Source organism: Acinetobacter lwoffii, from assembly GCF_022809915.1.
GTDB lineage: Bacteria > Pseudomonadota > Gammaproteobacteria > Pseudomonadales > Moraxellaceae > Acinetobacter > Acinetobacter lwoffii_M.
This window is the reverse complement of record NZ_JALGQY010000001.1, coordinates 113263-140116: the sequence shown is the minus strand read 5'-3', so window position 1 is coordinate 140116 and position 26854 is coordinate 113263. Positions and strand designations below refer to the sequence as shown.

The window sequence follows — 26854 nt, the reverse complement described above, 5'->3', positions numbered from 1 at the left end:
AGTCATTATTCAAAGGAGACCGTTGGAGCTTTTTGGGCACTTTGCTCGGCACTAAAGTTTGGTTTGGTATCCATGCCAATCACTTTGGCTGTCATGACTTGCGGGAACTGACGCGCATAAGAGTTGAAGTCCTGTACTGTAGTGATATAACGGTTACGTGCCACAGCGATTCTATTTTCAGTACCTTCCAGCTGCACCTGCAAATCACGGAACTGCTGATTGGCTTTCAGGTCTGGATAATTCTCAGTCACCGCCAATAAACGCGACAAAGCACTGGTCATTTGCGACTGCGCTTCCTGATAACGCTGGAATAATTCAGGATCTTCTAGTACTTCACGATCTACTTTTAAACCGGCAACATTGGCACGTGCTTGAGTCACTTCGGTCAATACCTGCTCTTCATGCGCGGCATAGCCTTTGACTACATTGACCAGATTCGGCACCAGATCGGCACGACGCTGATACTGGTTCTGAACTTCAGACCAGGCTGCCGTTACTGCTTCATCTTTGACTTGCAAGGTGTTATAGCCACAGCCACTCAGTGTTAAGGTACTGACCAGCATCAAAGCTATGAGAGATTGTTTTAATACACGCATGATGTCTTGTCCTCAATTCTTTATTGATATTTATATAAATAACTTGATTTTAAACAGTATTTTCTAAAGTTTTGTTACTTTTTATAATCTTTTTTAATGGCCTCTCTTTAAGTTAGACAATATCCAAAAATAAAAAACCCGCCATAGCGGGTTGTTTGAATGATTTCAGTGAATTTTCAACTGTTAAACATCTAGATAATCCAGAATTCCTTCAGCTGCCTGACGGCCTTCCCAGATTGCAGTTACCACAAGATCAGAACCACGAACCATGTCACCACCAGCGAAGATTTTTGGATTCGAAGTCTGGAATTTGTATTGCTGCTGCTCAGCGGCAACGACACGACCTGATCCATCCAGATTGATTTCTACATCGGTAAACCAGTCTGCTGGGCTGGTACGGAAACCAAATGCCAGCAGGACTGCATCCGCTGGAAGAATTTCTTCTGAACCCGGAATCGGCTCTGGACTACGGCGACCGCGGCTGTCCGGCTCACCCAGCTGAGTAGTAATAAATTTCACACCGGTCACTTTACCATTTTCACCGACAATTTCGATCGGCTGACGGTTGAACTGGAAACTCACCCCTTCTTCACGCGCATTTTGCACTTCACGGCGTGAACCGGGCATATTTTCTTCATCACGACGGTAAGCACAAACTACCGATTCAGCACCTTGACGGATCGAAGTACGGTTACAGTCCATGGCCGTATCACCACCGCCTAAAACGATGACCTTTTTACCTTCCACGCTAATATATTCAGCCGGATCTTTTTCCCAGCCTTGGCAACGGTTGACATTGGCAATCAGGAAATCCAGCGCATCATGGACACCGTCCAGCTCTTCACCGGCAAAACCACCTTTCATATAAGTATAGGTGCCCATGCCCATGAATACCGCATCATAATCTGCAAGTAACTGGTCGATGGTCACATCTGTGCCAATTTCAGTATTCAGACGGAATTCCACGCCCATACCGGTGAAAATTTCACGGCGGCGCTTCATTACGTCTTTTTCCATTTTGAATTCTGGAATACCAAAAGTCAGCAAACCACCAATTTCCGGACGTTTATCAAAGACCACAGGTTTTACCCCGTTACGCACCAGAATATCTGCACAGCCAAGTCCTGCAGGACCTGCACCAATGATTGCGACTTTTTTATTGGTCCATTGCACATTGGACATATCTGGACGCCAGCCCAATGCAAAGGCGGTATCGTTGATATATTTTTCTGCATTCCCGATCGTCACCGCACCGAAACCGTCGTTGAGGGTACACGCCCCTTCACACAGACGGTCTTGCGGACAGACACGACCACAGACTTCTGGTAGGGTGTTGGTCTGGTGACACAGTTCAGCCGCCTGGAACAGACGTCCTTCAGACACCAGTTTCAACCAGTTGGGAATATAGTTATGTACCGGACATTTCCACTCACAATACGGATTACCACAACCTAGGCAGCGATGCGTCTGGTTGGCTGCAATTTCCGCGGTATAAGGCTTATAAATTTCCACAAATTCTGCTTTGCGGACATCAATCTCTTTTTTCTCTGGATCTTGGCGTGCGACATCCAGGAATTGAAAGTCATTATTCAGGCGTTCTGCCATGTCTCTCTCCGTGGGGAGATGTAAGGGGGTTCACAGTTGCCTTACATCTGCCTATGTTTCTGCAGTAGTGGAATTATTGTGGATCAGCTTGAGTTGTTTTTAACAGCGTTTGCAAGTTGGCTGCTTTTGGTTTTACCAACCAGAACTTGCGGCTGTAGAAGTCAAACTCATGGCGGATCTTGTACGCCCAAGCACTACCCGTTTCTTTAATATGTTCATCGAGAATACGACCCAAGAAGGCTTTGTGCTCTTCCATCGCTTCGGTTGAAATACGGTTCAGCTCAATCAGTTCGTGGTTATAATGATCAACGAAGTCATTATCCAGATCAAGTACATAAGCAAAACCACCAGTCATACCCGCACCGAAGTTATGTCCGACTTTACCCAGCACTGTCACAATGCCACCGGTCATATATTCACAGCAGTGATCACCTGCACCTTCAATCACGGCAAATGCACCCGAATTACGCACCGCGAAACGCTCGCCCGCTGTACCCGCTGCATATAACTTACCGCCAGTCGCACCGTACAAACAGGTGTTCCCAATAATCGCGGTATTTTGCGTCTGGAATGGCGAACCTTTTGGCGGGAAGATCGAGATGCGACCACCGGCCATACCTTTACCAACATAGTCATTGGCATCGCCTTCCAGGCTAATATGCAGACCACCGGCATTCCAGACACCTAGCGACTGACCCGCAGTACCATTCAGGTGAACTTTCACTGGATGGGCTTCCATGCTCAGGTTGCCATAGCGTTTCGCAATTTCACCAGACAGGCGTGCACCAATCGAACGGTCACAGTTACCGATCGTGAAGCTATATTCGCCGCCAGTTCCCGCTTCAATCGCAGGCAGAATCTCATCTACCATCTTTTCAGCCAGAATGCCTTTATCAAATGGCGCATTGCCCTGTACTTCGCAGTACTGTGCTTTACCTTCTGCAGCAGGATGTGATTCCAGTAATTTACTTAAATCAAGATGTGCATGCTTTGCAGTTTCACCTGGCAAGACTTCCAGCAGATCCGTACGGCCAATCAGGTCTTTCAGACTCGATACACCAAGTGCTGCCAGCCATTCACGGGTTTCTTCAGCAATAAAGGTGAAGAAGTTAATCAGCATTTGCGGCTCGCCAATATAATGCTCTTGACGTAAATGATCTTGTTGAGTCGCAACACCGGTCGCACAGTTATTCAAGTGACAGATACGCAGATATTTACAACCTAATGCGATCATCGGAGTCGAACCAAAGCCAAAGCTTTCAGCACCGAGAATTGCTGCTTTTACGACATCCAGACCGGTTTTTAAACCGCCATCTGTCTGTACGCGAACTTTACCACGCAGGTCATTCACACGAAGGGCCTGATGTGCCTCAGAAAGACCCAGTTCCCACGGTGAACCTGCATGATGAATTGAAGAAAGTGGAGAAGCCGCTGTCCCGCCATCATAACCAGAAATGGTAATGAAATCGGCATACGCTTTCGCTACACCTGCCGCAATCGTACCGACACCTGGTTCAGAAACCAGCTTAACTGACACCATCGCCTGTGGGTTAACCTGTTTTAAATCAAAGATCAACTGTGATAAATCTTCAATTGAATAGATGTCATGATGCGGAGGTGGCGAAATCAGGGTAACGCCCGGCACAGAGTAACGTAAACGGGCAATGAGACCATTCACTTTACCACCCGGCAACTGACCACCTTCACCTGGTTTTGCACCTTGCGCGACTTTAATCTGGAGAACTTCTGCTGATGTTAAATAAGCAGGCGTTACACCAAAGCGGCCCGATGCAATTTGTTTGATTTTCGAGTTACGGATGGTGCCGTAACGCGCTGGATCTTCACCGCCCTCACCTGAGTTCGAGCGACCACCAATCGTGTTCATGGCAATCGCAATCGCTTCATGTGCTTCAGGTGACAGTGCACCTAAAGACATGCCGGCAGAATCAAAGCGAGGCAGGATCTCTTCCACAGATTCCACTTGTTCAACTGGAATCGAATTGTCTGTTTTGAGCTTGAATAGGTCACGGATCGTGGCAATCGGACGGTTGTTCACCAGTTCCGCATATTCTTTAAAATCTGCGTAGTTCCCAGAACGTACTGCTTTATGCAGTGAGTTGATCACATCCGGGTTAAAGGCATGATATTCCTTGCCAAAGACAAATTTCAGCAGGCCTCCCTGATCGATTGGCTTACGGTTTTTCCAGGCAATATCCGCCAACTGTTTCTGGTCATTTTCAAGATCAATAAAGGTTGCACCCTGAATACGGCTTGGTACGCCGATGAAGCATTTATCCACCACTTCATTAGATAAACCCACTGCTTCAAACAACTGACCACCACGATAAGAAGCAACCGTAGAAATCCCCATTTTCGAAAGAACTTTCAATAAGCCTTTCTCAATCCCCTTACGGAAATTGTTTTGTGCATAGATTGGGTCACCCAATAACTCGCCTTTGGCGACCAGATCATTGATCACGTCATAAGCCAGATATGGGTAGATGGCTGTTGCACCAAAGCCAAGGAGTACCGCAAATTGGTGTGGATCACGAGCAAAACCGGTTTCAATAATCAGGTTGGCATCAGTACGCAAACCTGTATTAATCAGGTGATGATGCACTGCACCAGTAATCATGAAAGCATTGGCAGGCAAGTAACCTTCACGGATTTTCTTGTCTGAAAGCACCAGTAAGGTTTTACCATCACGAATGGCTTGTGCAGATTCTTCACAAATACGCGCAATCGCTGCTTCCAGACCTTCGGTTTCAGCATAGTTCAAGTCAATATCTGCAATTTCATAACCGGCACGACCCAGCGTACGGATCTGATGCATTTTCGAATTAGAAAGTACAGGACTGGAAATGATCAAGCGGTCTGCATGCTCAGGCCCTTGCTCAAAGACGTTTTGTTCACGACCTAAACAGGTTTCCAGTGACATCACAATCGATTCACGTAGCGGATCGATCGGCGGGTTGGTCACCTGTGCAAACTGCTGGCGGAAATAATCCGACACATGGCGCACCTGACGAGACAATACTGCCATTGGGGTATCATCACCCATTGAACCTACAGCTTCCTGACCGCTTTCAGCAATCGGACGCAATAACTGGTCACGCTCTTCAAAGGTCACCATGAACATTTTTTGTGCCGCTTTCAGGCCATCACCTTTTAAGCCTTGATCACATAAATATTCTTCCAGCTCTGGACTGCCTTGCAAACGCACAGAATTTTCACGTAACCATTCACGGTATGGACGCATACGTTTCAGATGATTATTGACATCTTGCGTATCCAGTACCTTGCCAGTCTGCGTGTCGATGACCAGCATCTGGCCTGGGCCGACACGGCCTTTAGAAATCACATCTTCAGGTTGGTAACCCCATACGCCAATTTCAGACGCCAACGTGATATAGCCATTTTTGGTAATCACCCAACGCGCAGGACGCAGACCGTTGCGATCCAGCATACAGATCGCATGACGACCATCCTGAATCACCAGACCAGCCGGACCGTCCCAAGCTTCCATATGTTTTGAGTTGAATTCATAGAAAGCACGAAGATCAGCATCAAGTGTTTCCACGTTCTGCCAGGCAGGCGGAACCAGCATACGGAGTGCACGGAACAGATCCATGCCACCGCCAACCAGAATCTCCAGCATGTTATCCAGGCTTGAAGAATCTGAACCGGTACGGTTCACAATTGGATTCAGTTCAGTTAAACCCGGTAATAACGGATTTTCAAATTTTGGTACACGCGCCATGGCCCAGTTACGATTCGCAGTAATGGTATTGATTTCACCATTGTGTGCCAGGTAACGGAACGGTTGTGCCAAAGGCCAGCGTGGCAAGGTATTGGTCGAGAAGCGCTGATGGAAGACCACAATATGTGATTCCAAACGTGGATCAGCCAGATCTGTATAAAAATCTGCAATCGCTTCCGGCATCATCAAGCCTTTATAGCTGATCACCGTTGAACATAAGGTCGTGACGTAGAAAGATGTATCATTTACCAACAATTGCTCTGCACGACGGCGTGCCAGGAATAACTTACGGTTAAATTCAACCTCAGTCACACCCATTGGACAATTAACAATAATCTGTTCAAATGCCGGCATTGACCGCAACGCAATTTCACCCAACGCATCTACATTGGTCGGAATCACACGCCACGCCAAAACGATTAAACCTTCAGCTTCAATCTCTTTGTTTAAAACCTGTTTGGCATGCGCAGCGAGCGCCGGATCAAGATTTAGAAACACCGAACCCACAGCAAATACTTCACTCAAGGTGGTATCACTTAAGCGTTTCGCTTCTTCACGGAAGAATTTTTTCGGCATTGCTAAGAGCAGACCACAACCATCTCCCGTCTTGCCATCCGCGGCAATACCACCACGATGAGTCATACAACTCAAACTATGAATCGCGGTCTTGACGAGATCATGGCTAGCATCGCCCTGCATATGGGCAATTAAACCGAAACCACAGTTATCTTTAAACTCATCCGGTTGGTATAAACCTTGAGCGGGAGCTACATTGTTAGGCGATGGCATGTGCATAGCGTACCCTTCTTTCACGAAGCCTCAACAGGCTATTAAACAATCTAAATTTTTCTCTGCGCTGGCGTCTAATGGACTTTCGAAGACCGTCTTGGTAGAGCAAAAGCATTTTTCTTTATTTCTTCAGACTAGTCCTTTTTTAGACTAAATGCATAACAAATAAAGTTTATTCTGCTCATGAATAACATAAAAATCTGGAATAAATATGACATTCATACGGTGTCATCGAATCATTTTTCGCGCTAAAACAGGGAGATTAATTCAATTCATGCACCAATAAAGCAAATTCCATGCCAACAAACAGCGCATAAATTAAAACAATACAGATGACAAAGATTTAGCGCAGAACAGCATTCTAAGGGTTAATTTTAATGTGCATTTTTTGCACCAAAAGCGCCCATTTTTAATTCTGTAATTTTTTGGATGCGCTATTTTAGACCAGACTAATTAAATGGATCACTAATCTCGTTATTTTGAGGACGCGGATTACTGCCCTGAGCAGGTCGATTATTGTTATTTTGTGGTTGAGGTGTACCTTCTACAGCACTTTCAGATTTCTGTACATCAACTACATTTCCCGATGAATCACGGCGCACAATTGTGGTACTGGTAGTCGCAGCATCAGAGCTACGCGGCTTGGACTCAGTTTGGGTTTGCTGCTGTCTAAGTCGTACCGATTCATCTACTTTCGGCAAAGGCACATTTTTCAAACGAATTTCGTAAAGCTTTTGATTACTGGCCAACTCCTCTGAACCCAGATTATTGACCAGACTGACATATTGCTGCATTGCTACAACTTCAGGCTTGACTGAGGCCGGTAAATTTAACTTCAGTGTAGAGAGTGCCTGATTAGCTTGCGCCGCCGTCTTATATTGACCATATAACAATACATATTGTTCTGGCTGATTTTCACCCGAGATTCTTAAATAAATAAAAGGTTTACGATCGAACTGTTTCTTAAGAAAACTTTTTAAAATGGCTTCATTGGTCACACGAAATAATTCAATGGCGTGCTGGTTTTTCGCTTCATTGACAAATTTGGTACCGCGAAATTCCGGCTCATGACTGGCATTCACGACGGTACGCGTATTTAGGTCCAATGGTTTCACTTCCTGAAAAAGTGCACCAAGATGGGTCATTGTGGCTACTTTTTCCGGCTGAATCTGCAACTGAACTTCAGTTTCAGGCTTTTTTTCAATTTCGATGACATCATCTGAATCAGTCACCACCCAAAAGACTAAGGCAGCAAATAGGCAGCCTACTCCACAGACCAGCCAGAAATAATGCTGAATCTTTTGCCAAGGAGTATGTAATGCTGCCATAAAACTAAACCTATGCTTGACTGGCTAAAATTGCCTGTTTCATTAACTCGAGATCAAAGTCCCGGGTAATCACTGCTTCGCCTAATTGCTTTAATAACACCAGACGCAATTGTCCATTTAAGACTTTTTTGTCATGTGCCATATAGGCCAGAAAATCATCCAGAGGGATTTTAGGACAAACCACAGGAAGTTTGGCACGAGAAATGATTTTTTTTGTACGTTCTAAATCTTCTTGAGAAATCCAACCCATACGCTGTGACAGATCCGCAGCCATCACCATACCGGTGGCAACAGCCTCGCCATGTAACCACACCCCATAACCCAGGTAGGATTCAATCGCATGACCAAAGGTATGACCTAAATTAAGTAAAGCACGTTCCCCTTGCTCCTTCTCATCATTGGCCACGATCCGTGCCTTATGCGCACAGGAACGATAAACGGCTTCAGCCAATAATTTCTCATCACGAGCGACCAGAGCATCTATATTCTCTTCAAGCCAGACTAAAAATTTTTCATCACCGAGTAGGGCATATTTAATCACTTCAGCCAAGCCTGCTGAAAGTTCGCGATCAGGCAAAGTAGCAAGCTGCGACATATCCGCTAGTACCACTTGCGGTTGCTGGAAAGCCCCAATCATATTTTTACCCAATGGATGATTAATCCCGGTTTTACCACCGACACTTGAATCTACTTGCGACAGCAAAGTCGTCGGTACTTGGATAAAATAGACACCGCGCTGGAAACAGGCCGAAGCAAACCCGGCCATATCTCCAATCACACCACCACCCAACGCAAGCACAGTACAGTCCCGGTTAAACCCGGCTTCAAGCAGTGCATCAAAAATCAGATTCAGATACTGGCTATCTTTATATTTTTCACCATCAGGCAAAACACAGTTCGCGACACGCTTATCCAAAGCCTCAATCGCCGTTTGATAACGCTGCAAATAAAGTGGTGCAACCGTAGTATTGCTCACAATCATCACTTGCTTGCCATGAATATAGGGTGCCAATAAGGCTTGTGGATCCAGATCGCTCCCGATAAAAATAGGGTAACGGCGTTCTCCGAGTTCTACATATAAGGTTTGCATGCTTGATTAACCACTTTATTCAATGAACTTAGTTTTTAGAAGTAATGAGATTGAGAATCCGTTGCGCCAGATCTCGTGCAGCACCCTGATTGGTCTCAATAATATGATGCGCCACTTCCCGATACAAGGGATCACGGACTGCCAATAAATCCCGTAACTTTTGTTCCGGATTTTCGACTTGGAGGAGGGGACGGTTTTTATCGCGATAGGTACGTTGCAGTTGAATTTCAACCGGCGTATAGAGATAGACAACAATTCCGCGCTGTTTCAGATAATCCCGATTTAAGGTCTGAGTAATGGCCCCACCACCAGTGGCTAAAACCAGATGGGGACGTGAGGTAAGGTCATTAATGACAGCAGTTTCACGGTCACGAAACCCCTGCTCCCCTTCTTTTTCAAAAATCCAGGGAATGGTCGCTCCTGTTTTACGTTCAATTTCATGATCACTGTCTAGAAATTCACGTCCTAACAATTCTGCGAGATGTCGTCCTACTGTTGTTTTACCGGCCCCCATCGGCCCTACCAAATAAATATTTGGTAGGGTTTCAAACTCTTTGCTTGGCAAGGAGTCACCTATTCGTTTTGTTAAATTCAAAATATATTAATGATTTCTTGAAACACTGTCATTAACAATTCGAGGTGTAACGAAAATCAGCAACTCACGTTTGTTATCCGCCTTTAAATCTTTACGGAATAAACGACCTACATAAGGGATATCTCCCAAGAATGGCACCTTGGTTTGCGCATTACGAGTTTCCTGCTCAAAAATACCACCTAAAACGACTGTTTCACCATTATCCACCAAAACATTGGTGTTGATCTGGTTTTTGTTAATAGTGAGTTGTCCGGTCGGTGTCGGGTTGCCTGGAGAGTCACTGGTAATATTGAGTTCCATCTGCACTTTACCATCTGGCGTAATACTTGGCGTAACATCCAGACTTAAGGTGGCATCAATAAATTCCGTGGTAGACACTGCATTCGCACCACCACCCTCTGCTGACTGGTATGGAATTTGTGAACCAGATGCAACAGTCGCTTTTTGCTTGTCCGCTGTCAGTACTTTAGGGGTAGAAATCACCTCGCCATAACCATCTGCCTGAAGTGCAGAAAGCTCAAGATCAAGCATAAAATCAGAGAGACTGATTAAACCAAAGGCAATACGGCTTGCACCCTGACTAGTAACCCCCAAGTCCACATTAAGATTATCCGGTCGTTGAATCGTATACTTACCATCATCATCAGGTGTTTTTAAATCCCATAATGTAGTATCACTACCACCTACCAATAAATGATTATTATCAGTTATACCTTGAGACAGAAGCCCCCATTTCACCCCCATCTCTTTGGTGAAGTCAGTGGTAGCTCGCACAATACGTGCTTCGACCATCACCTGCTTGACCTGTACATCAAGTAGATCCACCATATTCCGGATTTTATCAATAAAGAGCTGAGTATCATTCACAATAATGGTATTAGTTCGTGCATCAACAGATACTGAACCACGTGAACTTAATAAACTTTCTCCACCCTCATTATTATTCGTGCTACTCGAACCACCTGAGCCAGATGCCCCTTTATTCTGTGTAATCAGTTTTTCAATATCAGCGGCTTTGGCATAACTGAGCTGCATATATTCAGTTTGGATAGGGGCAAGTGCAACACTCTGTTTAATAGCCTTAGCTTCTTCCTCTTCAGCCTTAATCAGCTCTGCAACTGGTGCGATCCAGATCACATTGCCATTACGGCGTTTATCCAGATTTTTGGTTTTTAGCACAATATCCAGCGCCTGATCCCACGGTACCTCTTTCAAGCGCAAGGTAATGTTACCTTGTACACTATCTGCAGCCACCATATTGATATCGGTAAAATCAGCCAGGAGCTGTAGTACACGACGGACTTCGATGTCCTGAAAATCTAAAGAAATTTTCTTACCCGTATAGGCAACGGTTTTAGGACGCAATGGACTCTTGGCTTCTGGTCGTTTCAAACTGATGGTCAGCTTGTTATCAGTCTGATAAGCCATATATTCATAACTTTCCGCAGACTGAATCGTAATGACTCCTGAACCATTTTGATTCACAGCATCCACACTCGATACCGGAGTCGCGAAATCTGTCACATTAAGACGGCGGGTCAAATGTGCAGGAATCTTGCTCCCTAAAGTGCGTACAATGACTTTGGTACCCTGCTGCTGTACATCGACTGGTGTATTATTTCCCGCTAGATCAATGACCACCTGACCTTCACCTTGCACACCGCGCTGGAAACCAATATTACTGATACCCTGAGCTGACTGTTGCTGCACAGGTTGAGCTATGGCTACAGGAGTTGCCGAGTTAATTTTAAGAATAAAGGTATTGCCTTCCACGCGAGTCGTAAAGGCTCCAGCCTCGGTCAGATTTACCGTTAGACGTGCCCGCTGAGCATCCGAAGTGACATCCACTGAACTGGCTTCACGTGTTGCCACCGGAATACTGCTTTGTTTTAAATTCTGTTGTGCTTTGTCAAAGTCCAGAATCAAACGTGACGGCGATTCTAATTGATAGGCTTGTGGTTGTGGTGGCAAACCATTGAACATCACCCGAATCTCAGTTCCTTGTCCAGGAAGCTGCATGGGTACTACATTGGTCATTGAAACCTGCGCACTGGCCGCTTGCATCACCGCAATCGCAACAGCACCCATTGAAAACTGACGAAACACACGATTCATTGTATTAACATCCCCAAAAATAAATTCTTTAATACTCTTATTCATTGTTATTCCTTTAAAACTTATGGCGCCGGCCCGATAAGAACCAGACTTCGCGGACGTTCCACATATCCCTCACGGCCATCTGGAATAATCTCAATCAAATCGATCTGTGTTGGTGTAATTCCAACCACACGACCATGATTAAGTCCCATATAGCTACCACGTTGAATCCGCTCAACCTCACCATCAGGTGTCTGGATTAAAGCCAGAATCTGTCCTGCCTGATTGCGCATGCTGCCTTTCATGGTTAACGTTTCCAGCGGATAACTTTCTAGCGGTTGCAATTGACGTGATAGGTTTGGATAAACCCGTTTCCCCGCCATAATTTTCAGTTCGGCAGCCAGAGAGCTTGGTAAAAAAGGACTTTTGATCTGATGTGCTGCATAGTTGAAGGTTTCAACTGGCATAAAATCAGGCGCAGGTTCAATCGGTAAAGGCGGCTGATTACGAATATTGGCCATTTCCTGATTGACTGCATCAATGCGTGAATCACATCCCAATAATAAAAACCCAAGCGTTAAAGCTGAAGTAATTTTAATGTTCTTCATTACTGCGCCCCCTGAGTAGTGCTATTAGCTTCAGGCTGTGCTGCAGCGCCTTCCGCATTACCAACATAACGATAAGTTTTGGCTTTCACCACATAATCAATGACCGGAATTTCAGATTTTTTCTCTTTATTTTCAGTACCGGTAATGGTGAAATCATGCAGCGTGACAATACGCGATAAGCCGGCAATACTGCTAACAAAAGAGCCAAAAGCGTGATAATCCCCAGTGGCTTCAATCGCAATCGGCTGTTCAATAAAGAATTCTTGCTTAATTTCAGGTTCCAGACGGATATTTTTAAACTTTAGGCCTGAATTCACACCGCTCAGGTTGATATCTTCAACCAGACCCGGAATTTCAGTTTCTTTTGGCAATTGTTCTAACTGCTGGTTAAAACGAGCTTCCATTTCCTGAAGCTGGATTTGATATTGTTGTAAGTTGCGTAATTTGGATTCTTTTTCACGGAATTCATTCAGCAGGTTTTGTTCTTGGGCACTGGCTTGTGAAATCGATTCAATCGTGCTTCTGATCATAACGAAATAAATCACCGCAAATGCCAGCGCGGCAATAAAAATCCAGCAGGTAATTTTGACCGACAAAGGCCAGCTACCATAGTTATTTGGATCCAATGTATTGAATTGCTGAAAAAACTTTTCAACAGTCATTTTATTTTTGGGTACAGCGACGACATCCTGGCTGAACTCATCGAATTCTTCATTACTCATGATGATGCCCCCGTAGTTGTAGCGACTGCTTGTTGTTCTTCATTAAGTACTGGCTGAGCGATCTGATCCAGATCTACCGTCACAGTAAAACTGCCATAAGACTCTTCCACACGTGGAATAATCGAGCTTGGTGCCTTTTCTTTTGCTTCTTCAGCCACCAGGAAAGCGTTCATAAAGGCATTTCGATACCAAGATGAAGCTTCCAAATTACGGAGCAGTTCTGCTACCGTATTTGGACTTTCAGCCCGACCTTCAATGGTAAACTTGTCGCCAGTACGCTGGAATTTGGTGATATACATATTGCTTGGGGTCACCCGTACAATTTCATCAATCAGATGCACTGCAATCGGACGTTGGGTTTGTAAGCCTTGAATGAGCTTCATCCGTTCGACAATCGCATTACGCTGCTCTTGCAAACCTTCTAGTGCCTTTAACTGCACATCCAGATTCTGGTTGGTACTTTGAATCAGCTGATTGGCCTGCTCCTGATCCTGAAGTTTGTGATCATAATAAAACCAGGTTGAACCTGCTGCCGCTAATCCTAAGAAAAGTGCTCCCACGCAGATTGCCACGAATTCATTATTTCTTTTAATTCTTAGCTCATCACGCCAAGGAAGTAAGTTAATTCTTGCCATTAATCAAAACTCCTTAAGGCTAAACCGCATGCAACCATGAGTGATGACGCGTCATTTTCAATTTTTTTAATATCAATTTGAGGAGAAAAGCCCATTTGCAAAAATGGATTCGCGATCGTGACACGGTAACCGAGTTTTTGTTGTAATAATTTTGCCAGACCTGGAATATTGGCATTCCCGCCGGCCAGTAAAATATGGTCAATCTCATTAAACTGAGAAGATGAAAAGAAGAATTGTAATGAACGGGCTGCCTGTTGCACCACGGCATCCAGAAATGGCTCTAGGACTTCAATATCATAATCATCAGGCAAGGCACGGGTTTTTTTAGCACGCCCAGCTTCTTCAAAGGACAATCCATAACGATTCTGAATTTCCTGAGTCAATTGCTTGCCGCCAAACACCTGCTCACGGGTATAAATAATCTTGTTGTTCTGCATCACTGACAAGGTCGTCATACTATGACCAATATCTAAAATACCAACCGTATTGACCCCCATCGGCAAAGTATCCGAAAATACTTTAAAGGCATTTTCCAGCGCAAAACTTTCTACATCTGCAATCTTAGGCGTTAGGCTACTAATCTCTAAAACCTCAGAACGTGCTTCGACATTTTCGATTCGTGTTGCCACCAGCAGCACATTGACCCGGTTCGGATTGGAAAGACGATCTGACAGAACCTCAAAGTCCAGACTCGCTTCATCGAGTGGAAAAGGAATGTATTGTTCCGCATCTTCACGAATCTGAACTTCACGTTCATCATCTGACATGTCTGCATCCATCTCAATGATTTTGGTGATGACCATTGAAGTAGGAATTGCAAAAGCGGCCTGATTCGACTGGGTATTACCCAAATTAATTGCACGCCCAAGGGCATCAGCGACTGCTTCTGGGTTTAAAATGTTTTTTTCAACAACACTGTTTTCCGATAATGGGATCAAAGCATAGCTCTCTACCCAGTAACGGCCACTTTTTACAGAAAGTTCTAAAACCTTAACAGAAGTCGAACTAATATCGACTCCTATTAACCCCTTATTTGGTTTACGATATAACCTGCGCACAATACACTTCCTATTATTTTTTTGTCCCCAATTTAATCTAACTTACCAATTGGTCCAGTCTATAATTTTATATAGATACAATAACTCATCTAACAATATGGATATCGACAGGATATACTGACCGGTAATTAGTTTGCCATTAGCTCTTATTAAAACTTACTTGTTATGAAAAAGCTATCTTGTTCAGGCCTTGTTCATCCATTTTTTTTGATCATTATCATTATACTGATCTCAATTCCGATGGGTTTCTATGGCATGTATCTCTATATTGCCCCATCTTTGCCTGAAATGTCTACGCTTAAAAAGGCACCTTTATTAAAGCCTTTACAAGTATTTAGTTCAGATAATGAATTAATTGCCGAATATGGAGGCAAGCTTTCTGTTCCTGTGAAATATGAACAAATTCCACCCGAATTTATTCATGCTTTTCTCGCTGCCGAAGATTCCAGCTTTTTTGAGCATAGCGGAATCAGCTTTAAAAGTTTGGGACGCGCACTCAGTGAGACGGTGACCGGCTCGGATGTACAGACCGGTGGTTCGACCATTACCATGCAAGTGGCAAAAAACTATTACCTTAGTCCTGAACGGACGCTGAAGCGCAAACTGACGGAAATTTTTCTGGCCCGTAAAATTGAGCAAAACTTAAGTAAGGAAGAAATTCTGACCTTGTATGTCAATAAAATTTTCTTGGGAAAAAATGCTTACGGCATCGCAGCAGCAGCTAAAATTTACTATAACAAGAGTTTAGAAGAGCTTTCAATTGCACAAATGGCCATGATCTCTGGTCTGCCTAAAGCCCCCTCTCGATACAATCCGGTCGCCAATCCCAAGCGCGCCTTGGAACGTCGTAACTGGATTTTGGGGCGTATGCTGCAATTGGGCTATTTAAATCAAAGCCAGTATCAGCAAGCCATTGCTGAACCGGTAAATTTAGATATGCCTGATCGGAGTACCCGTAATAAATTCCCGTATGTCGGCGAAATGGTACGTTCTGAACTGGTACAAAACTTTGGTGAACAGGCGGTAGATTCTGGTTATAAAGTCTATACTACCATTCATAGTGTACGTCAGGCCTATGCGGAGCAAGCGGTACAGGAAGGCCTAGAGGCTTATGACCGTCGACATGGCTGGCGTGGTGCTGAAGCACATGATCAACCTCTCGACAAGTTCCGTGCCTATGCCAATACCTATCCTGCGCAAGTAACTCAGGTAGGTAATTCCAGTTTTGAAGCACTCATGCAGGACGGAAGCAGCGTGACTGTTCCCTGGTCAGGTATGTCTTGGGCACGTCGCTTTCGTAACGTCAACAGTGTAGGTGGTGCACCGAGCAAAGCGTCCGAGATTGTCAAAGTCAAAGACATTGTTCGTTTAAGACCCAATGAAAATAAAACCTCTTGGTCATTGGTGCAGATCCCCAATGTGCAAGGACAATTGATTGCCATCAATCCAAATAATGGTGCGATTGAAGCCATTGTCGGGGGATATAACTTTTATCAGTCGAAATTTAACCGTGCAATCCAAGGCTGGCGTCAACCCGGCTCTACCATTAAGCCTTTTGTTTATGCCCTGGCTTTAGAACGTGGCATGACGCCGCATACTATGGTCAATGATGCACCCATTACCATTGGCAAATGGACGCCACGTAACTCGGATGGCCGTTATCTGGGCATGATCCCCCTACGTCGTGCACTTTATCTGTCACGTAATACAGTCTCAGTGCGCTTATTACAGGCCGTCGGGATTGAACGTACACGTCAGTTATTCATGGATTTTGGTTTACAAGACAGTCAGATTCCACGTAACTATACTATTGCATTAGGCACCCCGCAGGTCCTCCCGATTCAGATGGCGACTGGCTATGCTACCTTTGCCAATGGCGGTTACCGAATTCAGCCGCACTTTATTACCCGTATTGAAGATGCCTATGGCAATACCATCTTTGAAGCCAAGCCTGAATATGCCTGTATTTCATGTATTAATGAAAAAGAAGAAACAGTTCAAGCCACTGACCCTATTACCGCAGATGATGAAGCAATTGCAATCAACAATACAACTTTAGAGCAAAAACAGGCTGCACCTAAAGTCTCTGCCGAAGACAGTAATTATCGTCAGGCACAGCGTATTTTAAAATCCAGCTCTGCCTATGACATGGCTAACATTTTGCGTGATGTGATTCAGCATGGTACTGGCCGTGCTGCATTAAGAATTGGTCGTAGTGATATCGGCGGGAAGACCGGTACCACGAACGATGCCAAAGACGCCTGGTTTGCTGGCTTCAATGGCAAGTTAGTCACCGTGACCTGGGTAGGCTTCGACCAGCCAACCACGTTAGGTCGCCGTGAATATGGTGGTGTGGCAGCTCTACCGATCTGGACCGATTTTATGGGCAAGGCATTAAAAGGCCAGCCGGAAGCATGGGTCCGTTTAGACCGCAATGCCAAAGCACCGGTAAATCGTAATAAGGTGGTTCAGGCTGATGAGCAGCAGAATGATCCGTCTTCTCCACCTATGGCGACAGCACTTTACCGTCCTGCACCTGTGGTCGTCCCGAAACGCACAGAAACTGACTTTGAGGATTTACCAGATCAACCGATTCGTTTACCAGATGATGAAGGTTCTGCACCTCAAGAACAGCCTCTTCAGCCGAACCGGGTAGATTCTCTGGAAAATCTGATCGAAGAAGTCCAGTAATCTGAAGATATAAAAAAGCCCTCAGTTGAGGGCTTTTTTTATATGCATTTTTTATTTTTTCTGAAACAGGTAAATCTGATATTGAGCCAGTAATTCAAACTGATCCTGCTGTTCAAGTGCTAAACGACGTTCAGGTTTGGCCTTATAAGCATATGGCGTCATCGCAATCAGGTTTTTTAAATCAGCCTGTGGCAAAACCATTGGCGCATCAATCACCTGCTCACTAACCAGATTAAATTCATCTTGTAACTGCCCAACAAACTTCTGCGGCTCATGTGGTTTCACTTCTTCAAACAGCGCTTCACGCATAGCATATAAATGTTGTGGGGCTGGTGTCACCACCATCAAATAAGATTTTGGTTTTAGAACTCGCAGGATTTCCTGTTTGGGAATTGGACTAAACAAGCTGGTACACAGATCAATCAACTCATCTAATACTGGTAAAGTCGCTCCGGTTCCCACGACCCAAGTCACCTCTTTATTCAGTTTGGCTGCGACCTGAACCGCATTCTTGGCAATATCGACCCCAACACATTGCAGCACTTCGGCCTGCATGGCATCGGTATAGTAGCCTTCCCCACAACCAATATCCAAGAGGTTCTCAATCCGCAACTCGCGAATCTTCTCTACGACAGCCTGTTGCAAAGGCGCATAATAACCTGCACTGAGAAATGCGCGACGTGCCTGCACAGACTCAGGCGTATCTCCCGGATTTTTACTATGCTTGTGCTGAACCACATGCAGGTTCACATAGCCTTGTTTGGCAACATCGTAACTATGATGATTCTCACATCGCCATGTTCTTTCATTTAAGCTCAACTGCTGGCGACAGACTGGGCACATGAGTAAATTCATCATTTTCTCCAAAACAAAAAAGCCGGCATGCGCCGACTTTTTCTCATGCATTTCTTAACGCAATTTTAAGGTCATTAGACCCAAAACTACCAGCATAATCGTAATAATCCAGAAACGGATCACCACCTGGGTTTCACGCCAGCCTTTCTTTTCATAATGATGATGTAGCGGCGCCATCAGGAATACACGTTTATTACGCATTCTTAATGAACCGATTTGCAAGAACACTGAAACCGCTTCCACCACAAAGACACCGGCCATAATCGCAAATACGATTTCCTGACGAACCATGACGGCAATCGTACCGAGCATTGCACCGAGAGATAAAGCACCGACATCACCCATAAATACTTGAGCCGGATGGGCGTTGTACCACAGGAATGCCAGACCGGCACCAATCATCGCCGCACAGATCACTACCAGTTCAGAGGAGTACTTTACATAGGGAATATGCAGATAATTGGCAAAACGCACATCACCTGCCAGATAGGCAAATACACCCAGACCTGCTGCGACCAGCACGATTGGCATGATTGCCAGACCATCCAGGCCATCGGTCAGGTTCACAGCATTAGATGCACCATTAATCACAAAGTAAGTGAAAATAATGAAGCCAATACCCAGTGGAATAGCCGACAGTGGAATGGTCAAATCTTTGAAAAATGGAATCAATAGATCCAGCATATTCGCGGTATGCACCGGATTGGTCTGTTGCTGCGCAATTACATACAAGGCAATACCAGCACCTAATGAACCCACTGAAGTCCAGAAGAATTTTTTCTTCGCAGGCAAACCCGCATTGTCTTTATAACGGATTTTAATCCAGTCATCAGCCCAGCCTACTGCACCGAAAATTACCATCACACCCAGCACAATCCAGACATAAGGATTGGAAAGATCTGCCCAGAGTAGAGTTGAGATACCAATCGAAAGCAGGATCAGCACCCCCCCCATGGTCGGTGTACCCATTTTCTTGGCATGGTTTTCAGGAGCATATGAGCTGACTGCCTGACCATATTTGAGTGCTTGAAGCTTGCGAATCATTATAGGACCGAGCACCAGACCAATGGTCAGCGCCGTCAAGACACTGAGCAAAGCACGTAAAGTTAAATAGCGAACCACCTGAAACGTGCTGTCAAAGCCCGCCAAATGTTCAAAGAGCCATAACAGCATTTAGAGTTTCTCCATCAATGCAGCCATCAATGTTTCCATATGGGTAAAACGCGACCCTTTAAACAGGAATGACATCGGCTGAGGTTGATGTGTTTCAATCAAATCAATTAAAAATGACAAGGCCTGTTCCTGATTCAGGAAAGCCTGCATTTTTTTACCATATTGTGTACTACGAGCACCTTCTTGTGCGGCAGGCGCAAATTCACCTACAGCCACCACAAAATTAATGCCTTTTACCGAGACCAGATCCCGACCGAGCTTGTAATGCTCGATTGCGGCAGATGAACCGAGTTCACCGATATCGCCGGTGACCATCACCCGAATGCCCTGCTGCTGCGCCAGAACTTCAGCCGCTGCACGCATCGAACCCGGATTGGCATTGTAGGTGTCGTCAATAAATAAATAGTCTTTGTGCGGAATAAAGTTCAGACGACCTTTCGCACCCACGGCCTGTTCCAGACCGGCTACGATATCATCAAGACCAATACCGATCGCCAAGGCGAAAGCTGCTGCTGCGGTCGCATTTTCGACATTATGCTCACCGGCAAACGGCAACTGAACTGTTTTCGAGCCTTGCGCTGTATTCAGGGTAAAGGTTGATGATTGCGCATCCAATACCACGTCGCTGGCATACACATCCCCACCAGCACCAAAACTCAAGCTTTTTTCAGTTGTTACTGCGGCATGAATGGTTTCAGCAAAATCATCTGCAGCAGGAATAATTGAGGTTTCAGAGATATGTGCATAAATCTCGGATTTTGCACGGCAAATTCCGTCACGACCGCCAAATTCACCTAAATGTGCCGTCCCAATATTAATGATCCCAGCCACGTGCGGCTGCACCATTTTCGAGGTGTAATCAATTTCACCCTGATGACTTGCACCGAGTTCCATCACTGCATATTGATGTTCAGGACGTAGCTCCAGCAACATTACCGGCACGCCAAGGTCATTATTCAAATTACCACGCGTAACCAAGGTCGGTGCCAGACGCGACAGAATGCTTCCCAGCATTTCTTTAGTCGTGGTCTTGCCACTACTGCCGGTCAAGGCAATAACTTTGAGTTGAGGATTCTGCTGACGGCGATAAGCACCTAACTGTCCCAATGCCAGACGAGTATCTTCTACCACCAGTTGGCAAATATCGGCATCCACCGGACGGCTGACAATGGCAATTTCACAACCTTGAGCCGCGACTTGCGCAATAAAGTCATGCGCGTCAAAACGCTCGCCTTTCAGCGCAAGAAAAGCATCACCTGCTTCTGCATCACGTGAATCAGTCAAAATCCGCTTGATCTGGTCTACAGGCTTTTTATCATTCAGCCAATAGCCTTGGGTGGCCTGCTGTAATTGTTCTATGCTCCACGGCTCCAGCGCCGCAGTACTTGTTGTTGAGGTATGCATATCTGAATCCTAATGCGCTGAATAGGCTGAATCTGTGTTGCAATACTGGGCATCAATCGCAGCTTGCACTTCGATCACGTCATCAAACCAGTGACGTACGCCATCAATTTCCTGATAATTTTCGTGCCCCTTCCCTGCAATCACGACAATATCACCCACCTGTGCATGTTTAACCGCAAACTTGATCGCTTCACGACGGTCATGAATTTCATGATAAATTTTGCCGGAAAAGTCGATATCATTTTTCATATCAGCAAAAATTTGTGCCGGATCTTCGGTCCGCGGGTTATCAGAAGTGAGTACCGCGATATCTGAACCCTCCAATGCTGCCTGAGTCATGAGTGGACGTTTACCACGGTCACGATCACCGCCACAGCCGAAAACAGCCCAGAGATTTTGTGAAACATGACGTTTCAAGGTCACCAGAACCTGAGTCAAGGCATCCGGGGTATGGGCATAATCCACCACAAACAGGCGCTCGCCATCACGCAGCACCTGCATCCGGCCCGGTGCACCTTTGAGCTGTGGTACAGTTGCCATCAAACTTTCCAAGTCAAATCCAGCCTGCTCCGCCATGATCAGACTGGCAACCAGATTTTCAATATTAAAATGGCCCAGCAATGGACTGTTAACAATATATTCAGCAGAAACAGTATTTAGTTTAAAGGTCGCACCTGAAATGCTGTATTGAATATCCTGAACCTGATAATCCGCTTTTTGTGTGGTGGAATAAGTCAAAATTTTAGGCTGTGCCGGATTATTTTTCGCAGCATCCAGCATGATCTTTGCATGCTCATCATCGATATTGATGACAGCGACTTTTAAAGATTCAAACTGAAATAAGCGTGATTTCGCTTCCGCATAAGCTTGCAATGTTCCGTGATAATCCAGATGATCACGACTCAAATTGCTGTAACCCGCAATCTCGATATCACAACCATTCAAGCGACCTTGTTCCAGACCATGGGAGCTGGCTTCAATCGAAGCAAATTCTGCACCGGCCTGCGCATAGCCATGCAAAGCATTTTGCAATTGCAAGGCATCCAGGGTGGTATGCGAAGATGCTTCCAGATTTGGCAGAATGCCGTTACCAGTGGTGCCCATTACCGCACAGGCTTTACCTTGCAGCATGATGAATTCAGCCACCAAGCGAGAAATCGTGGTTTTACCATTGGTGCCGGTAACTGCAAGAATACGCGCAGCTTGAACAGGTTGAGTAGCTTGCAAATACTGCTTTTGCCACTGCCCCATCAGATGACGTACATCTGCTATCACCAAATTTGGAGATACATCCAGTTCAGTTTCTGAAATCACAGCTAATGCACCCTGCTCTAAGGCTTTCTGGGCAAATTGAGTAGTTTTTTCCGGTTGTGACAGACTGGTCAGGGCAATAAAAATTTGTCCCGGTTTAACTTTACGACTATCCAGCTCGAAGCCCTGAAAGGATTGCTTCATCCAGTCAGCGACATCGTGAGGGGTGTAGATATCTTGAAATGTAATAGACATTGATCACCTATTTACTGGACTTTGGGAGGTTCTAAAGGTTTGTCCAGAGGGACATTCAGCAGACGCAAGGATTCCTGCATCACGCGGGCAAAGACTGGTGCAGATACCGTACCACCATAGTAAGTGCCTTGTGGGTTTTCTACCACCACCACCATAGCAATGCGTGGATCACTGACTGGTGCCACACCGGCAAACAATGCACGGTATTCACTGGTTGAATAACCTTTACGGTCGGCACGCAATTTATGTGCAGTACCAGTTTTACCCGCCACGCGATAACCGGGAATGGTGGCACGAGTCGCCGTACCCCCCGGCAAGGTTGCAGTTTCCATCATCAGCAGGACCTGATCGGCAATCTTGGCATCGATCATCTGTTCACCCTGCGGCTGCTCTTCCAGCTTGTACAGGCTCAGCGGCATTTTTACGCCTTTATTGGCCAACATGGCATAGGCATCGGCCAGTTGTAACACGGTGGCGTTCAGACCATAGCCATAAGACATAGTCGCCACTTCTGATACATTCCATTTGCTTGGTGGAAGAATCAAACCGGCACTTTCACCCGGGAATTTCACCGCTGAACGCTGACCAAAACCCAGACGTTTATAGAAGGTTGGTAAGGTTTCATACGGCAACGATAAGGCCAGTTTTGCCACACCAACGTTAGAGGATTTCTGGATAATGCCACCCAAGGTCAACTGACCATAGTTATGCGTATCACGAATGGTATGATTACCGACCCGCATACTGCCCGGTGTGGTATTCACCACTGAATTCGCCGTATATTCGCCACTTTCCAGCGCCATTGCCACGGTCAGCGGCTTCATAGTCGAACCCGGCTCGAAAGAATCGACTGCACCACGATTACGCATGGCATCCTTGTTGAGCAGGCTATTTTTATCATTCGGGTTATAGGAGGGCCATGATGATAGCGCCAGAATTTCACCGGTTTTGACATCAACAGCGATCGCAGTCGCTGAACGGGCATTATTGGCGACACCGGCCGCGGTCAGCTCACGGTACATAATATATTGCAGACGCGAATCGATACTCAGGGTAATATTTTCGCCCGGCTCAACTTCTTTAATCACTTCAGGTTCTTTGACCCGGTTGCCTTTTTTATCGCGAATGATCTGCTGCTCGCCATCCTTTCCGGAAAGACGGCTATTCAGCTGCATTTCCAGACCTTCAATGCCGCTGCCTTCGCTATTGGTCAGGCCAATAATCTGAGAGTTTGGCTGCGGCTGCGGATAATAACGTTTATAGTTTTTCTCGGTATATACGCCCTGAAAATTACGTTTCATGATCAGTTCGGCCTGTTGTGGCGGAACTTCTTTTTTCAGGATCAGATAACGTGAACGCGGACGTTCTTCCATTTTTTTGCGCAGTTCTGCCCGATCCATACCGACTGCATCAGCCAGCTCATCCAGATTCAGGTTTTTATCAGGTAGCTGACGTTTGAGCTTGCGGCTATTCGGTTCTTTTTCCAGCGCCAGCATGGTCTCGTCATAGAGCTTTTTATTGTCAAAATAATCACGTGGATCAATCACAATTTTCATGATCGGGGTACTGATCGCCAATGGAATGCCATTACGATCATAAATCACGCCACGCATCGCCTTGATGGTATTGGTTCTTAAAATATTGGCATTGGCTTTATTCTGCAAAAAATCTTTATTAATAATCTGCACATAGAAAGCACGGCAAATTAGTGTCACAAAACACAGCAGCACCACCGCCCACATGATGTAAAAACGATTGATATAAACATTTGAGGCATTTTTGTCGGTGACCGATTGTTTTTTACGTACCGGTTGCTTCTTTCTCTTGTCTACCATGTCGGAACGCTAGCCTTATTTTTTCTCATCTGAAGTTTGTGGTAAGGAAATCACGACACTTTGTGAAACTGGAGGTGAATACATACGCAGCTGTGTCACTGCACGCGTACCGATCTGTGCCGTCGCGCCAAAAGTTTGCTGTTCAATCAGCAAACGCCCCCACTCTGCATTCAGGTCATCCCTTTCACGCAGATAGGTACTCAGCTTTCTGTTATCCTGACGGTATTCAAATACCTGAAATACCACAAATACTGCACTGATGAAGACCATCAATATCAGCATGAGATAGATTGTAACTTTTTTTAGCCACAATTTTTCTGTTTTTTTATCAACCACTTCCGTTTTCATGATCTGCCTATTAAGCTAAACGTTCTGCTACCCGAAGCCATGCGCTACGTGAACGAGGATTGGCTTTGACCTCCTCATCACTGGCTTTAACACGAGAAACTTTCTTTAAACGTCGCGTATCTTTCTGTTGTTGTGGCATTCCCCAGCCTGAATCCTCTTCAAGCGTTGACTCTTTTTGAATAAATTGTTTAATTAAACGGTCTTCCAGTGAATGGAAGCTAATTACCGCCAAACGTGCTTCAGGCTTCAAGATTTCAACGGCCTGAGGCAAGAAGATTTCAATATCTTCTAATTCCTTATTAATAGCAATACGAATCGCCTGAAAAGTACGGGTCGCAGCATGCTTATTTTTTTCCCATTTCGGGTGCGCTACTTTCACAATCTCAGCCAGCTTCGCCGTGGTATCAATATATCCCGCAGCTTTAATCGCTTTGGCAATACGGCGACTATAACGCTCTTCACCATATTTAAAAATGATATTCGCCAGTGCTTCTTCTTCAATCTGGGTCAGCCATTCTGCTGCAGTTGGACCTTGTGAGTTATCCATACGCATATCCAGCGGGCCATCTTTCATAAAACTGAAACCACGTTCAGCCTGATCCAGCTGCGGTGAAGAAACACCGAGATCCGCCATCACCCCATCGACCTGTTCAATGCCCAGTTCAGCCAAGGCATCTTTCAGATCGGCAAAGCTGGCATGAATAATTTTAAAACGTGAATCTTCTTGTTCGAGTTCAGCCGCCACCGCCAGTGCCTGTGGATCTTTATCAAAGGCATAAACGCGTGCATTTTCATCTAATTTGGACAGCAATAAACGTGTATGTCCACCACGGCCAAAGGTCCCATCCACATAAGTTCCCGTATTGCGACCCGCCAACAAGGCATCAATCGTTTCGTGAAGTAATACAGAAATATGTGACATAAAAACTCAATCAATAGGGGGAAAAATTTAACTGCACATTATCACCCTGTTTAGGCAAAGCTCCAAACGACTTTTTGTAGATAAATATTACTTTCCATAGAGAAAACCGTTTTAGCGTTTTTCTCATACAAAAAAGCCTCCAGTTTTGGAGGCTTTTTTCAATCCAGATGACTTCGCAGATCAATTAACGTTTGCTGTTATAAATCTGGTCGAAAATTGCACCATTCACAAAATGGGTTTTCTGTGCATTGGCCCAACCACCAAAGACTTCATCAATGGTAAAGGTTTTGATTTTCGGGAACTGTGCCGAATATTTAGCTAATACTTTTTCATTACGTGGACGATAGAAATGCTTAGCCGCCATTTCCTGACCCAACGGTGAATACAGGTAATTGATATAACCTGTTGCTAACCATTTATTGCCATTTTTCTCCACGGTACGATCCACAATCGCCACTGACGGTTCAGTCAAAATCGTAATCGATGGATAAACGATATCAAACTTGTTTTTACCCAAGGTTTTTTGCGTGACCAAGGCTTCATTTTCCCAAGTCAGCAATACATCGCCAATCCCACGCTCGGCAAAGGTGGTCATTGAAGCACGTGCAGCAGAATCCATCACTTTCACGTTCTTATAAAGCTTGCCGACAAAGTCCTGTGCTTTGGCTTTATTGCCACCTGGCTGTTTCTCGGCATAACCCCATGCAGACAGATACACCCAACGCGGCAAACCACCCGTTTTCGGGTTCGGCGTAATAATTTGCACGCCTGGTTTAGTTAAGTCATTCCAGTCCTTGATGCCTTTCGGATTGCCCTTGCGTACCATGAATACAATCGTCGAGGTATAAGGTGCCGAGTTATGTGGGAATTCCTTTTGCCAGCCCGGCTGAATCTGACCAGATTTCACAATTTCTTCGATGTCATTGGCCAGCGCCAAAGTCACCACATCACCTTTCAAGCCATCGACCACAGAACGTGCCTGTTTGCCCGAACCGCCATGTGACTGCTTGAAATTCACATCCAGACCGGTGCGGTTTTTCCAGTAAGCGCCAAATGATTTATTAAATTCATCATAGAACTCACGCGTAGCATCATAGGATACATTCAGAAACTGACGGTCTGCTGCTTGTGAAGCAGTCGCGGTCATGCCTAAACCAGTCGCCAATAAGGCAGCACTAAATAACGATTTTAATTGAATTTTCATGGCAGCACAGAGTTTATCTTCATTAGATATAAC

At 45.3% G+C, this 26854-nt stretch carries 20 protein-coding genes; 1 reads left to right on the top strand and 19 read right to left on the bottom strand.

Going from position 1 to position 26854, the window contains the following annotated elements; translation table 11 throughout:
• Window positions 1–5 precede the first annotated feature (5 nt).
• From MTX11_RS00645 to MTX11_RS00595, 11 genes are all read right to left on the bottom strand, one after another.
• A complete protein-coding gene (locus MTX11_RS00645; RefSeq protein ID WP_243474106.1) occupies window positions 6–596 on the bottom strand; it encodes a LemA family protein in 591 nt (196 codons plus the stop codon).
• 183 nt (window positions 597–779) lie between these two features.
• Window positions 780–2201 (bottom strand): glutamate synthase subunit beta, encoded by a 1422-nt coding sequence (locus MTX11_RS00640; RefSeq protein ID WP_243474105.1) that lies wholly within the window; start codon window positions 2199–2201, stop codon window positions 780–782.
• 73 nt (window positions 2202–2274) lie between these two features.
• Entirely contained in the window at window positions 2275–6750 is a 4476-nt protein-coding gene (gltB, locus tag MTX11_RS00635; protein ID WP_243474104.1) for a glutamate synthase large subunit, read from the bottom strand.
• Between the two features lie 449 nt (window positions 6751–7199).
• Entirely contained in the window at window positions 7200–8078 is an 879-nt protein-coding gene (locus MTX11_RS00630; protein ID WP_243474103.1) for a hypothetical protein, read from the bottom strand.
• A 10-nt stretch (window positions 8079–8088) separates the two neighbouring features.
• On the bottom strand, window positions 8089–9168 hold the full coding sequence (gene aroB, locus MTX11_RS00625; RefSeq protein ID WP_005108517.1) for a 3-dehydroquinate synthase: 1080 nt from the start codon (window positions 9166–9168) through the stop codon (window positions 8089–8091).
• Between the two features lie 28 nt (window positions 9169–9196).
• Window positions 9197–9733, bottom strand: coding sequence for a shikimate kinase AroK (gene aroK, locus MTX11_RS00620; protein WP_005101380.1), 537 nt, complete (start codon window positions 9731–9733; stop codon window positions 9197–9199).
• A gap of 36 nt (window positions 9734–9769) precedes the next feature.
• Window positions 9770–11923 (bottom strand): type IV pilus secretin PilQ, encoded by a 2154-nt coding sequence (locus tag MTX11_RS00615; RefSeq protein ID WP_243474102.1) that lies wholly within the window; start codon window positions 11921–11923, stop codon window positions 9770–9772.
• Window positions 11924–11940: 17 nt separating this feature from the next.
• A complete protein-coding gene (locus MTX11_RS00610; protein WP_004732447.1) occupies window positions 11941–12468 on the bottom strand; it encodes a pilus assembly protein PilP in 528 nt (175 codons plus the stop codon).
• Window positions 12468–13190, bottom strand: a complete 723-nt coding sequence (locus tag MTX11_RS00605; RefSeq protein WP_243474101.1) for a type IV pilus inner membrane component PilO — start codon at window positions 13188–13190, stop codon at window positions 12468–12470. Before MTX11_RS00605 ends, MTX11_RS00610 begins: the two co-directional genes overlap by 1 nt.
• Window positions 13187–13825 (bottom strand): PilN domain-containing protein, encoded by a 639-nt coding sequence (locus MTX11_RS00600; protein WP_180180631.1) that lies wholly within the window; start codon window positions 13823–13825, stop codon window positions 13187–13189. The genes MTX11_RS00605 and MTX11_RS00600 overlap by 4 nt, the downstream gene beginning before the upstream one ends.
• Window positions 13825–14883 carry a pilus assembly protein PilM gene (locus tag MTX11_RS00595; protein WP_243474100.1) on the bottom strand — a complete coding sequence of 353 codons (1059 nt, stop codon included), beginning with the start codon at window positions 14881–14883 and terminating at the stop codon, window positions 13825–13827. The genes MTX11_RS00600 and MTX11_RS00595 overlap by 1 nt, the downstream gene beginning before the upstream one ends.
• Before the next feature lie 165 nt (window positions 14884–15048).
• Between MTX11_RS00595 and ponA the strand changes: the two genes are divergently transcribed.
• On the top strand, window positions 15049–17574 hold the full coding sequence (gene ponA, locus MTX11_RS00590) for a penicillin-binding protein PBP1a (RefSeq protein WP_243474099.1): 2526 nt from the start codon (window positions 15049–15051) through the stop codon (window positions 17572–17574).
• Window positions 17575–17625: 51 nt separating this feature from the next.
• Here ponA and MTX11_RS00585 read toward each other — a convergent pair whose 3' ends face one another.
• The 8 genes from MTX11_RS00585 to MTX11_RS00550 form a co-directional block, all read right to left on the bottom strand.
• Window positions 17626–18429, bottom strand: coding sequence for a putative RNA methyltransferase (locus MTX11_RS00585; protein WP_243474098.1), 804 nt, complete (start codon window positions 18427–18429; stop codon window positions 17626–17628).
• 54 nt (window positions 18430–18483) lie between these two features.
• The gene (mraY, locus tag MTX11_RS00580) at window positions 18484–19602 is read right to left on the bottom strand and encodes a phospho-N-acetylmuramoyl-pentapeptide-transferase (protein WP_243474097.1); all 1119 of its coding nucleotides are present in this window, start codon (window positions 19600–19602) and stop codon (window positions 18484–18486) included.
• The gene (locus MTX11_RS00575; protein ID WP_180180633.1) at window positions 19603–21006 is read right to left on the bottom strand and encodes a UDP-N-acetylmuramoyl-tripeptide--D-alanyl-D-alanine ligase; all 1404 of its coding nucleotides are present in this window, start codon (window positions 21004–21006) and stop codon (window positions 19603–19605) included.
• 9 nt (window positions 21007–21015) lie between these two features.
• A complete protein-coding gene (locus tag MTX11_RS00570) occupies window positions 21016–22512 on the bottom strand; it encodes a UDP-N-acetylmuramoyl-L-alanyl-D-glutamate--2,6-diaminopimelate ligase (protein WP_243474096.1) in 1497 nt (498 codons plus the stop codon).
• Window positions 22513–22523: 11 nt separating this feature from the next.
• Window positions 22524–24347 (bottom strand): penicillin-binding protein PBP3, encoded by a 1824-nt coding sequence (gene ftsI / locus MTX11_RS00565; protein ID WP_243474095.1) that lies wholly within the window; start codon window positions 24345–24347, stop codon window positions 22524–22526.
• A gap of 15 nt (window positions 24348–24362) precedes the next feature.
• On the bottom strand, window positions 24363–24629 hold the full coding sequence (gene ftsL / locus MTX11_RS00560; protein ID WP_370940785.1) for a cell division protein FtsL: 267 nt from the start codon (window positions 24627–24629) through the stop codon (window positions 24363–24365).
• Window positions 24630–24705: 76 nt separating this feature from the next.
• On the bottom strand, window positions 24706–25617 hold the full coding sequence (gene rsmH / locus MTX11_RS00555; protein WP_085064331.1) for a 16S rRNA (cytosine(1402)-N(4))-methyltransferase RsmH: 912 nt from the start codon (window positions 25615–25617) through the stop codon (window positions 24706–24708).
• 184 nt (window positions 25618–25801) lie between these two features.
• On the bottom strand, window positions 25802–26821 hold the full coding sequence (locus MTX11_RS00550; protein ID WP_129717172.1) for a sulfate ABC transporter substrate-binding protein: 1020 nt from the start codon (window positions 26819–26821) through the stop codon (window positions 25802–25804).
• Between the last annotated feature and the right edge of the window lie 33 nt (window positions 26822–26854).